At 61.4% G+C, this 11,534-nt stretch carries 11 protein-coding genes; 6 read left to right on the top strand and 5 right to left on the bottom strand.

Annotated features, from left to right (window positions below):
- Window positions 1-5 precede the first annotated feature (5 nt).
- Window positions 6-902: a LysR family transcriptional regulator gene (locus BTW08_RS10640; RefSeq protein WP_075562502.1), complete on the bottom strand. Its 897-nt coding sequence runs from the start codon at window positions 900-902 to the stop codon at window positions 6-8.
- 205 nt (window positions 903-1,107) lie between these two features.
- Between BTW08_RS10640 and BTW08_RS10645 the strand changes: the two genes are divergently transcribed.
- From BTW08_RS10645 to BTW08_RS10665, 5 genes are all read left to right on the top strand, one after another.
- Entirely contained in the window at window positions 1,108-2,286 is a 1,179-nt protein-coding gene (locus BTW08_RS10645) for an MFS transporter (RefSeq protein WP_075562503.1), read from the top strand.
- Window positions 2,287-2,468: 182 nt separating this feature from the next.
- A complete protein-coding gene (gene yghU / locus BTW08_RS10650) occupies window positions 2,469-3,323 on the top strand; it encodes a glutathione-dependent disulfide-bond oxidoreductase (RefSeq protein ID WP_075562504.1) in 855 nt (284 codons plus the stop codon).
- Window positions 3,324-3,448: 125 nt separating this feature from the next.
- Entirely contained in the window at window positions 3,449-4,711 is a 1,263-nt protein-coding gene (locus BTW08_RS10655; RefSeq protein ID WP_075562505.1) for a dicarboxylate/amino acid:cation symporter, read from the top strand.
- Window positions 4,712-4,733: 22 nt separating this feature from the next.
- The gene (gene solA / locus BTW08_RS10660; protein ID WP_075562506.1) at window positions 4,734-5,891 is read left to right on the top strand and encodes an N-methyl-L-tryptophan oxidase; all 1,158 of its coding nucleotides are present in this window, start codon (window positions 4,734-4,736) and stop codon (window positions 5,889-5,891) included.
- 119 nt (window positions 5,892-6,010) lie between these two features.
- Complete coding sequence (locus tag BTW08_RS10665) at window positions 6,011-6,958, top strand: putative RNA methyltransferase (RefSeq protein ID WP_139313635.1); 948 nt, start codon at window positions 6,011-6,013, stop codon at window positions 6,956-6,958.
- Between the two features lie 38 nt (window positions 6,959-6,996).
- On the opposite strand, the gene BTW08_RS10670 is transcribed toward BTW08_RS10665, so the two are convergent.
- The gene (locus BTW08_RS10670) at window positions 6,997-8,742 is read right to left on the bottom strand and encodes a sensor domain-containing phosphodiesterase (RefSeq protein ID WP_246837705.1); all 1,746 of its coding nucleotides are present in this window, start codon (window positions 8,740-8,742) and stop codon (window positions 6,997-6,999) included.
- Between the two features lie 242 nt (window positions 8,743-8,984).
- Here BTW08_RS10670 and BTW08_RS10675 point away from each other — a divergent pair, with 242 nt between their 5' ends.
- On the top strand, window positions 8,985-9,389 hold the full coding sequence (locus BTW08_RS10675) for a transcriptional regulator (protein ID WP_246837706.1): 405 nt from the start codon (window positions 8,985-8,987) through the stop codon (window positions 9,387-9,389).
- A 165-nt stretch (window positions 9,390-9,554) separates the two neighbouring features.
- Here the strand turns inward: BTW08_RS10675 and BTW08_RS10680 are convergent, their stop codons facing one another.
- From BTW08_RS10680 to BTW08_RS10690, 3 genes are all read right to left on the bottom strand, one after another.
- The gene (locus BTW08_RS10680; protein ID WP_075562510.1) at window positions 9,555-10,634 is read right to left on the bottom strand and encodes an aldo/keto reductase; all 1,080 of its coding nucleotides are present in this window, start codon (window positions 10,632-10,634) and stop codon (window positions 9,555-9,557) included.
- 134 nt (window positions 10,635-10,768) lie between these two features.
- Complete coding sequence (gene cyoD / locus BTW08_RS10685; RefSeq protein ID WP_075562511.1) at window positions 10,769-11,116, bottom strand: cytochrome o ubiquinol oxidase subunit IV; 348 nt, start codon at window positions 11,114-11,116, stop codon at window positions 10,769-10,771.
- A partial coding sequence (locus tag BTW08_RS10690) for a cytochrome c oxidase subunit 3 (RefSeq protein ID WP_075562512.1) occupies window positions 11,113-11,534 on the bottom strand: 422 nt, incomplete at its 5' end. The genes BTW08_RS10690 and cyoD, both read right to left, overlap by 4 nt.

Raw genomic sequence — 11,534 nt, forward strand, 5'->3', positions numbered from 1 at the left:
CCGGCTCAAGCGCGAGTCTGATGATTTGGCATTGCCATCTGCTCGCTAAGATGGTCGATCAGCGCACGGGTCTTCGGTGTGGGGTGCTTGCTCGATGGCCACAGAGCATAAAAGGCCCCGTCGCGACTGACGGTATCGGTCAGTACGCTTTCCAGGCGGCCATCGTCGAGCGCGTTGCAAATCGCGAAGTCTGGCAGACAGGCGATGCCGTGGCCGTCGAGGGTAAAGCGAAGATGAGCGTCGAGATTGTTACAGACCATTGAGGTCGGCAGCGCAACGCTGTCTGCCTCGAATAATGGCCACGTCTCGAGCCTGCCAGAGCTCGAGTAGCGATAATGAAGACAGTGATGGTCGGCCAGGGCGGCGGCCGAATCCGGTTTGCCGTGGCGTCGAAAGTACTCGGGAGCGCCGACCAGCATCAGACGAAAGCTGCCCAGTCTTCTCGCGGTCAGTCGGGAATCCACGGGTTTGGCCGCCCGGATGACGGCGTCGAATCCTTCCTCGATGACATCCACTACCCGGTCGGTGAAATCCAGATCCAGCTCGATCTCCGGATAGCGGTGCATGAAGTCACTCAACACCGGCAGCATCAGCGCACCGGCGATCGGTAAGCTCAGACGCAGACGCCCTCGCGGCGCCCGTTGCAACTCATCGAACTCGGCCTGGGCGGCATCGATCTCGGCCAGGATCCGCCGACTGCGCTCTAGGAACCTCACGCCCTCGGCGGTGAGCGTCATGCTGCGAGTGCTGCGATGAAGCAGACGTCCGCCGAGCCTGTCTTCAAGGCGAGCGATGCTCTTGCCAACCGCCGACGCCGAAAGTCCGAGCTGCCGCCCGGCCTTGGCGAAGCTTCGAGCCTCGGCGACCTGCACGAAAACCGTGATGCCGTGGATGCTGTCCATCGATATGCCAACGCCATGAAAATGAATTGCGGACAGAATAGTCCGGGGTGTGCGGAAATCCATCTGTCTTTTTCTGAAGTCGGCTAACGGTTAGGGTCTGCGGCCTTCACTTCGACAGGAATGCCGACATGTTAATAACCCCGACGACAGTCAGGTTTTTCCAGTGGTTCGCCCCGGTATCGAGCCTGTGCCCGGAAGGTGGCTAATGCACCCGGGACGCTCGCTGTTTTTCATCGCGCTGGGGTTGTTCGGGCTTTACGCCGTCGAGTTCGGTGTCGTCGGTGTGCTGCCGCCGATTATCCAACGCTATGACGTCTCGGTCGCTCTGGCCGGGTGGCTGGTGGGTTTCTTCGCCTTGGTCGTGGCGGTGTGCGGCCCGGCGATGGTGTTGTGGCTTTCACGTTACGATCGCCGCAAGATCCTGACCGGCTCGCTGCTGGGGTTCGCCGTGTGCAGCCTGATCTCGGCCTGGGCACCGAGTTTCGGCGTGTTGATGGCGCTACGGGTGCCATCGGCGCTGCTGCACCCGGTATTCTTTTCCGCCGCCTTTGCCGCAGCCGTTTCCCTCTATCCGCCGGAGCGGGCCACCCACGCCACCTCGATGGCGCTGGTGGGCACCAGCATGGGCCTGGTGATCGGTGTGCCGTTGACGACCTGGATTGAGGCAACGATCTCCTACGAGGCATCTTTTTACTTCTGCGCCATCGTCAACCTGGCCGCAGCGATCGGGCTGTGGTTCATGCTGCCGCCGCAACCACACCGGGAATCCACCAGTGGCGCCGGGGCGCTGGCCGTTTTACGCAAACGCCGGGTCTGGCTCTCCATCGCGGCCACGGTCGCAGTCTTCGGCGCGATGTTCTCGGTCTACAGCTATGCCGCGGAATATCTCGGCAGAATTACCGAGTTCTCGAGTCAGACCATCAGTTTTCTGCTGGTCGTTTTCGGTGTCGGTGGGGTGGGCGGCAATCTGTTGGCGGGGCGTCTGTTGGGGAGTCGACGTGCGCTGACCGTGCTGCTCTACCCGGTTGCGCTATCGGTCGCTTATCTGTTGCTGATGACGTTGGGATCGTCATCGGTCGTGGAGATGCTGCCGATTTGCGTGCTTTGGGGGGCCGCGCACACCAGCGGGCTGGTCGTCTGTCAGGTCTGGCTGACCTCGGCAGCGGAAGAGGCGCCGGAATTTGCCACCAGCCTGTTTGTCTCTTCCGCCAATCTGGGAACGGTTTGTTCGTCCTCTTTCAGTGGCTGGTTCATTGGCACCTGGGGGCTGAAGGGGACACTGGTGAGCGGGTGGCTATTCGCGGCGCTGGCGGTCGGTTTCATCGTCATCCGGATCTTGCTCGATCGGCAGCGTCATGGTGTGGCGCGGCGCGTGGCTACATGATCGGGTCGACTCTCTGTCACTCAGCACGTCGCCAATTTTATGGAACTCATCGGATGGTCGCCAGTAGTGGTCAAATCGATCGCGGCTCGCCAGACAACCTTTAACACGCTATCTTTCCTCCCACACAGGGACGATGCGCCAACGAGGGCATCGTCACAGCAACTCCCGATCCAGGAGATGTCATGAGCGATTACACCCCACCCAAAGTCTGGGAACCGAAAGAGAGCGGCGGCAAGTTCGCCAGTATCAACCGTCCGGTCGCCGGTCCGACCCACGATAAGGAACTGCCGATCGGCGAACATCCGTTCCAGCTCTATTCGCTGGCGACGCCCAACGGTGTCAAGGTCACCGTGATGCTCGAGGAGCTGCTGGCACTGGGTAAGAACGCCGAATACGACGCCTGGCTGATCAAGATCGGTGACGGCGATCAGTTCGGCAGCGGCTTCGTTGAGGTCAACCCGAACTCCAAGATTCCGGCATTGATGGACCACAGCGGCGACAAGCCGATCCGCGTGTTCGAATCCGGCTCGATCCTGGTTCATCTGGCTGAAAAGTTCGGTGCCTTTGTGCCGACCGATCCGGCCAAACGTGTCGAGACGATGAACTGGCTGTTCTGGCAGATGGGCAGCGCGCCCTATTTGGGTGGCGGCTTCGGCCACTTCTACGCATACGCCCCGGAAAAGATCGGATACGCGATCGATCGTTTCACCATGGAAGCCAAGCGTCAGCTCGACGTGCTCGATCGTCGACTGGCCGAAACGCGGTATCTGGCGGGCGACGAGTACACCATCGCCGACATCGCGACCTGGTCCTGGTACGGCCAGTTGGCGCTGGGCCGTCTCTACGATGCCGCGGAGTTCCTGGACGTGGAGAGCTACGAGAACGTCCAGCGCTGGGCCAAGGAGATCGATGCGCGCCCGGCCGTGCAGCGCGGCCGCATGGTCAACCGCACCTTCGGCGAGCCGGAAACCCAGCTTCACGAACGCCACGACGCCAGCGATTTCGAGACGAAAACGCAGGACAAGATCGGCGGCTGATTCTATTCTGCCGCCATACGAAGCCCGGCTATCTTGCCGGGCTTTTTACGTTAGGCTTTGTGTGGGTTCTTCAAGAGAAGACAAACCGATTCCATAGCGCCGACGGCTTTCGATAAGGCATCTCAATGAAAACGTTATTTCGGGGTTATCTCGAAACTTCCCTGATCCTGCGAGTGACCATTGCGCTGGTGCTCGGCGTGGCGGTGGGGCTGATCGGTGGGGAAACGATCGCCGCGAGGCTGGCGCCGTTCGGCGATCTGCTGCTGCGACTCCTGCAGTTTCTGATCGTGCCGATCGTGCTATTCACGCTGATCGTGGGGATCAATCAGGCCGATCTGGGGCGTATGGGCCGGATCGGCGGCAAGGTGTTCGTCTATTACGTGGCGACATCGGCCATGGCGATCGTGGTCGGGCTGGCGGTGGCGTCGCTGCTGTCCCCGGGCAATGGCATGACGCTGGACGACGGCGCCAGCGTCGATGTGCCGGACAATCCGGGGCTCGTCAGCGTGTTGCTGAGCATCGTGCCGAACAACATCGTTGGCGCGCTCGCCGAACCCAATCTGCTGGGTATCATCTTTACCGCTTTCGTGTTCGGTATCGCGCTGCTGAAGATGCGCCATCACGAGAGCCGGCACGAACTCGATAGCCGGCCGGGCGAGAAGCTCTACGGAGTCATCGAAGCTCTCAACGCGGTCACCATGAAAGTGATGGCCGGCGTGCTGCAGTACGTGCCGATCGGCGTGTTCGCGATCGTCGCGGGGACCGTGGCCAGGCAGGGGCTGGACACGATTCTTTCGCTCGGCAGCATGGTGGTGGTGCTCTATCTCGCGCTGGCGGTGCACCTGATCCTCTACTGCGTGTTGATGAAGACGGTCGGCGTGCGCCTGGGGGCGTTCTTCCGCGAGGCGCGCACGCCGATGGCCACGGCTTTCGCCACCCAGAGCAGCACCGGCACGCTGCCACTGACGTTGAACGCCGCGCAGCGACTCGGCATTTCGCAAAGTCTGTACGGATTCAGTCTGCCGCTGGGCGCGACGATCAACATGGACGGCGCGGCGATCCGGATCGCGATCTCGGCGGTTTTTGCCGCCAACGTTGCCGGCATCCCGCTGGATTTCATGACCATGGTCGAGATCGTGCTGATCGGCACATTGACCTCCATCGGCACCGCTGGCGTGCCCGGTGCGGGTATCGTGATGATCGCGACGGTCTTTGCCCAGGTCGGGCTGCCGATCGAGACCGTGGCGCTGTTGACCTCGATCGATGCGCTGGTCGGCATGGGCTGTACCGCACTCAACGTCACCGGCGATTTGACCGGTACCGCCATCATCGCCCGCAGCGAGGATAAGCAGGCGGATTCACAGCCCACGGAAGCCACGACGGCCTGATATCGATTCCAGGAAATCTCCCATGGATTCTACCGCGCGCACCAACTACCTGATCATCGGCGGCGGCAGCATGGGGCTGGCGGCGGCCGATTATCTGGCCGGCATCGGCGCAGGGTCGGTGCAGGTGCTCGACGCTCATAGCCCGCCCCACGATCAGGGCGCCCATCACGGCGAGACGCGTCTGATCCGGCTGGCTTACGGCGAGGGCAGCGGCTACGTCCCATTGGCCATACGCGCGCTGGAGCGCTGGCGCGAGCTCGAGCGGGAGACGGGCGAGTCGCTGTTTCTACCCACCGGCGTGCTCAACCTGGGTCCGGCAGCGGCGCCATTCATTCGCCAGGTCGAGGCGAGTGCCCGTCAGTACGATCTGGCGTTGGAGGTGCTCGGCGGTGGCGCGGTCTCGGCGCGCTGGCCGGCGTGGCGGCTCGATGAACGAACGACCGGGGCATTCGAAGCCACTGCCGGCGTGCTCAGGGTCGAGCGCATTCTCGCCGCCTGGCGCCGACGCGTGGAGCGAAGCGCGAACGTGACGCTGACCACCGGTGCCAGAGTCATTCGGCTGGAACGCGGGGAGCAGGGCGGCTATGTAGTCAGCTGTGACGACGGCAGGCGATTCAGCGCCGATCGGCTGCTGGTCTCCGCGGGGCAGCACGTGGCGCCGCTGCTGGCCGAGCTCGGGGTCGACTTACCACTGACTCGGGTGCGCAAAACGTTTGCCTGGTTCGAAGCCGATGAACGTTACAGCCCCGAGCGATTCCCGGGATTCAGCCTTACCGATGATGAGCTGGGTATCTACTACGGCTTCCCGGATATCGATGGCGCTGGATTCAAGATCGGCCGCCACGACAGCGGCCAGATCCTGGCGCCGGGTGAGGCAATGGCGCCGTTTGGTGAGTACCCCGCGGATCTTGCCGAACTGCAGCGGGTCATCGATCGTTATCTGCCTGGCGTCGGCGCACTGCGCCACGGTACCGTCTGCCAATATATTCGCACTCCGGACGAACACTTTCTGATCGACGAACCGCTCCCCGGGTTGATCGTTGCCGGTGGCTTCTCCGGCCACGGCTTCAAGTTCGCCAGTGCCATCGGCGAAACGCTGGGCCAATGGCTGGTCAGCGGTCACGCGGCTTCGGAACTCGCAGGATTTCGGGCGGGGCGATTCACGCTTGCGCGCAATTGAAAGCCGAAGTCGGTGGCTCGACGGGGCGCTGGCCGAGTGCCGATGGATTTCGCGTACACTGACGGTCTTTATGCACACGCGGTAGCACTATGTCCTTCACCCCTTTGCCCTTATCCCCCTTGGTCTCCTCGCCTTTTTCCGCCCTGGCCTGTCCGCTGGACGGCGATCCGATGCACCGCGAAGGTCAGACATGGCGCTGTGCGGCCGGCCATAGCTATGACATTGCCCGGCAGGGCTATACCCATCTGCTGCCGGTGCAGCACAAGCGCTCTCGCGATCCGGGGGACAGCAAGGCGATGGTGGCGGCACGTCAGCGCTTTCTGAACGCGGGCCATTACCAGCCCGTTGCCGACGCGGTCGCGCGTATCGTGCTGGCACGACGGCCTGCCGCCGGCCCGCTTCACTGCCTGGACGCCGGCTGCGGCGAAGGCTACTACCTGCGCCAGCTGGTGGAGGCGCAATCGGATGCGGGAGCAGGGGCTGCGTCACTGTCCCTGCTGGGGTTGGATATTTCCAAGTGGGCGGTGCTGTCTGCTGCGAAGCAGGATAAGAGCGCCGCCAAACAAGAGCGGGCGGTACTGTCTGCTGCGAAGCAGGCGCGCGTGCTCCAGCACGATGCGCATGAGGACGCTGGCGCTACCTGGGTGGTGGCGAGTAATGCCCACTTGCCGGTGCAGTCGAATTCGCTGGATTGCGTGCTGTGCCTGTTCGGCTTTCCGGTCTACCCGGAATTCATGCGCGTGCTGAAGCCGGGCGGCATGCTGGTGCAGGCCGATGTCGGGCCGGATCATCTGCGTGAATTGCGTGAGGTCATCTATCCCAGCCTCAAGGCGGAGCGCGAGCGTTCGGAAGCGGCTCCCGAGGGCCTGATTCGGCACGAGAGTGAATCGATCCGCTATTCGCTGACACTGGATAACGCCGAGGCCATCGCCGATCTGCTGGCGATGACCCCGCATCTCTATCGCGCCAGTGCCGACGGTCGAGCCAGAGCGCAAGCGCTGGATTTCCTCACGGTGACCGTCGACGTGCGCCTGACGCGATTCGAGCGGTCGGCCGACGACGGATGAAAAGCCCCTGCGGTGGCCGGCCGCAACTGATGGTGTCTTCAGCTCGGGTAGGCGTCAGCCCACTGGAGAGCTTCCTCGAAGGGCAGCGCGGGACTGTAGTAGAACCCTTGTCCCAGGTCACAGCCGAGACTCTTGAGGCGTGCCTCGATGGCGCTGTTTTCGACTCCTTCCCCAATGACGAGACGATTGAAGGTCTTCGATAGATCGATAATCGCCGTGACGATCGCCTCGTCCTCGGGGTTGTCGAGCATGCCGATCACGAACGAGCGATCGATCTTGATCTTCTGGGTGGGGAAGGTGCGCAGATAACTCAGCGACGATTGGCCGGTACCGAAATCGTCCAGCGACAGCTGCAGGCCGAGCTGCAGGCAAGCCTGGATGTTGACGACGATGGCTTCCATGTCTTCCTGCGGCGAGATGCTTTCCAGAATCTCAAGGGTGAGCCTTCCCACCAGTTCCCGGTCACGGTTTGCGAGTGCCCGGTGTAAATGGTCGATGAAACCGCTGTCGCGGAAGCTGGAAGGGCTGACATTGATGCTGATCGAGTAGGGCAGGCCGAGCCGCATGATCTCTTCGAGAGCCCTCAGCGCCTCATCGATGACGTACTTGCCGACCTCTATGTCGAGCCAGGTGTTCGCGATCGAGGGGAGGAAGTAGCCGGGAGTCAGGATCTCACCTGAAGGCAGGCGCCAGCGCAGCAACCCCTCGAAGCCAGCGACAGTGTCATGGTGATAGTCGATCTTGGGCTGATAGAAGAGTTCCAACTGCTGTAGTGAGAGCGCCTGCCACACTTCACGGGCGATGGACAGCCGCTCGCGACGGGAGTGATGGAGCCCGAGATCGAAACGGCAGTAGCCGTTCTTGCCGGCTTCCTTGGCAGAGTACATGGCCTGATAGGCATGATGCAGCAGCGCATCCGTATCCTCTTCGTCCTCGGGATAGCCGGTGACGCCCATGCTGGCCGTGAGGCTGTGGACATGCTCCGATATCTGGATCGGGATGCGGATCTGATCCAGGATACGATGGCAGGCCTCCGGTTGGAGCCTGTCACGCAGGATAACGACGAATTCGTCGCCCCCCAGGTGAGCCACCAGGTCCTTCCGGCGCACGGCATCGCGCAGGCGTTCGGCGATGACCCGCAACACCGTGTCGCCAGCACTGTTGCCGTGGGAGTCGTTGATGCTCTTGAATCCATCCAGATTGATCAGGCAGATGGAAAGATGGCCCCGGCACTGCCTGGCCAATGCCAGTTCGGCCTTCATCAGCACCTGAAGAAGGCGCCGGTTCGGCAGTCCGGTCAGGGGATCGATATCGTCGGGGGTCAGACCTGGAGGGCGTCGGGTCAAAAGATGAAGGCCGATTTCGTCCTCGACCTGATTGGCAAGAACGCCAAGCATCTCGAAATTCAGCGCTGATGCCGAAATTGGTGCTGTATCGATGAGACACAGCGTGCCGATGCCGAATCCCTCGATGTCTCTCACGGGCACACCGGCGTAGAAGCGCAGATGGGGCGATCCGACGACCAGCGGATGTTCGACGTAATCGGGATGCATCAGCGCATCCTCGATGACGAGGAGTGCATCGTGGCGAATGGTGTGATGACAAAGCGATAGCGCATCCGGAATAGCGACCGATGCCGAGCCGGTGTCGGTCCTGCACCACTGCAGATCCTCTCCTTCCAGCATCAACCAGGCGTCCGTTACCCGATAGTGCTGCTTGGCGATCCAGCGTATGCGGTCAATTCGCTCTTCAGTTAGCGTGTCGATTCTTCTTGTTTGATGCATGGCCTCTCGACGCCATGTTTCGTAGCAATCCAGATTCACGGTGTGGCACCTCATCGAAAGCCTTCCCAGCCCCATCCGTGTGGCATTTCAGCAACTTTTACTATAGTAAACTTAGCGTTCCGCGATCATCATTGGGTCCTACCACCGGCAGGAAGTTGAATTAATAATTCAATACAAATTTGAACCTTGGTTCAACTTAAATTGAACAAATAGTTCAAATTAAATCAATGGATGAGAAGAGCTTGTTCGCGTTGCGTCTTCAAGCGGCGCTCACCGCCGCCGGATACCAACCTCGCCCTTCGGTATTGGAGCGCGAGTTCAACCTGCGCTACTGGGGATCGCCGGTCAGTTTCCAGGGAGTGCGCCGGTGGTTGCGGGGTGACTCGATACCGTCTCAGGACAAGCTACTGGTATTGGCTGGCTGGTTGGGCATCGAACCTCAGATCCTGCGTTACGGCGAGTCGTCATCGCACATTCGCGGCGCGATGCAGGCAACCTGGGTGATACCCGTGGGAGGAGAGGAAGACGAAATGCTGCGGATCTATCGCGGGCTGCCTGCGGAGCAGCGCAAGCTTCTGCGCCAGGTGGCTCTGACGTTCGCGAAAGCCAATGGATTGCAGCCAAAGGATCCGGAGGAGTCGCCCTGACATTCGTTACCGGGACCGCTTGTGTAGCGCCGCTATTTTGGCGACAACCCCGAACGGTCGAGATGGCAGCTCCGCGTCTTCCGTAATCAAGGGAAGACGCGGCGTCGGTTCATTGTTATCGAGACATCGTTATCGAGACATTGTTATCGGTTCATCGTTATCGGGTCAGCGTTTCTCGGACAGAGCCTGTGACTGCGCCAACTGCTCGCGGCGATAGTCGCCCTGGCGCTCCAGCATCCAGCCGGGATATTCCGCCGGCAGGGCGCTGACCTCGTCGAGCCGGGCAAGCTCTTCCTGATCGAGACGCACCCCGGTTGCAGCGATGTTGTCGTCGAGCTGTTCGAGTCGCTTGGCGCCGACGATGACGCTGGTCACGGCTTTCTGATGCAGTAGCCAGGCCAGTGCAATCTGGGCGACGGAAACGCCCTTGCCATCGGCGATATCGCGCATCACATCGATGCAGTCAAAGCCGCGATCCCGGTTCACCGGCGGGAAGTCGAAGGTGGCGCGACGATCGCCGGCCTGGGCCTCGCCGTCCCGAGTGTACTTGCCGCTGAGCAAACCGCCCGCCAACGGGCTCCAGACCATCAGCCCCAGATTCTCGCTATCCAGCATCGGCACGATCTCGCGCTCGAGGTCGCGGCCGGCGACGGTATAGTACGCCTGCAGCGATTCGAAACGATGCCAGCCATTGTGCTTGGCGATACCCAGCGCCTTCATGATCTGCCACGCCGCCCAGTTCGAGACACCGACGTAGCGAACGTGGCCATGTTCGACCAGCGTATGCAACGCACGCACGGTCTCCTCGATGGGCGTTGCCGGATCGAAGCCGTGGATCTGGTAGAGATCGATGTGGTCGAGCTGCAGACGCTTCAGGCTCGCCTTGACGCCTTCCATGATGTGATAGCGCGAGGCGCCACGGCTGTTGACGCCGCTGGACGGGTGAGCGCCATCACCGCCCGTTGGCCCGAATACCTTGGTAGCCACCACGACATCGTCGCGGGGAATCTCGAGGTTTTTCAATGCCTGGCCGGTGATGATTTCGGATTGACCCTGAGAGTAGACGTCGGCGGTATCGATGAAGTTGATCCCGGCGTCGAAGGCGCGGCCGACCAGCTTGTCGGCGTCCGCCTGCTGCAGGTCACCGATCTGACTCCACATCTCGCCGTTGCCGCCGAACGTCATGGTGCCGAGGCAGAGCTCGGAGACGAACAGGCCGGTGTTGCCCAGCTGGTTATAGCGCATGATTCATTCCTCGTTACTCGTGAAGGATGAGACTGCAGGAAAATGAGTATGGTCGAGCCGGCCAGGTGACGCTGGTTCGATTCCGTCCGATGTTTGCCTAAAGCTGTCGAGGTCAGGCGAGCCGTTTCGTCGAATCAGGGCAGCATGGCGGGCATCATCCGGTAGTAGAGATTGAAAAGGATCCACAGCGTGCCGCCGACCATGATGGTCAGGATCAACACGGTGAACAGGATCAGCTGCAGATCCTCGCGCTTGTTCCGGGCCAGCGTGATGTGCAGGAAAAAGCGAAAGTGGACCACGACCTGAATCACGGCGCAGACGGCGATGACGATATAGAGCGTGCGCGCCGCCGTCTGCGTGTAGGCGGCCAGTCCAAACGGAATCAGCGTCAGTACCAGCGCCAGCCCGAAACCCCACAGATAGGTGCGTAACTCGCTGGATTTCTCCTGGGCTTCCTGCTCGGAAAGTTGGCGATGGCTCATACGATGCCTCCCAGATAGACCAGCGAGAAGATTCCGATCCAGACCACATCCAGGAAGTGCCAGAGGATCGCCAGCCGCATCAGCCCGGTCTTGGTGGGCGTATCGAGACCGTGCACGGCAATCTGGCCGAGCAGGGCGATCAACCAGATGCAGGCACCGGTCACGTGAAGCCCGTGGAGCGGCACCAGGGCAAAGAAAGCGGACAGAAAGCCGCTCCGGCTAGGCACGCCGCCTTCGGTGAACATCTTGTGAAAGTCGTAGAGCTCATGGGCGAGAAAGCCAAGGCCCAGCAGCAGCGTTACCAGCAACCAGGCCACCAGCACCTTGCGGTCGGTGCGATATTTCAGCGTTAGCGACGCCATGCCGAACGTGAAGCTGCTGACCAGCAGCAGCATCGTCTCGATGAAGGCACTCTTGA

It is taken from the genome of Salinicola sp. MH3R3-1, from assembly GCF_001937155.1.
In the GTDB taxonomy this organism is placed as follows: Bacteria; Pseudomonadota; Gammaproteobacteria; order Pseudomonadales; family Halomonadaceae; genus Salinicola; species Salinicola halophyticus.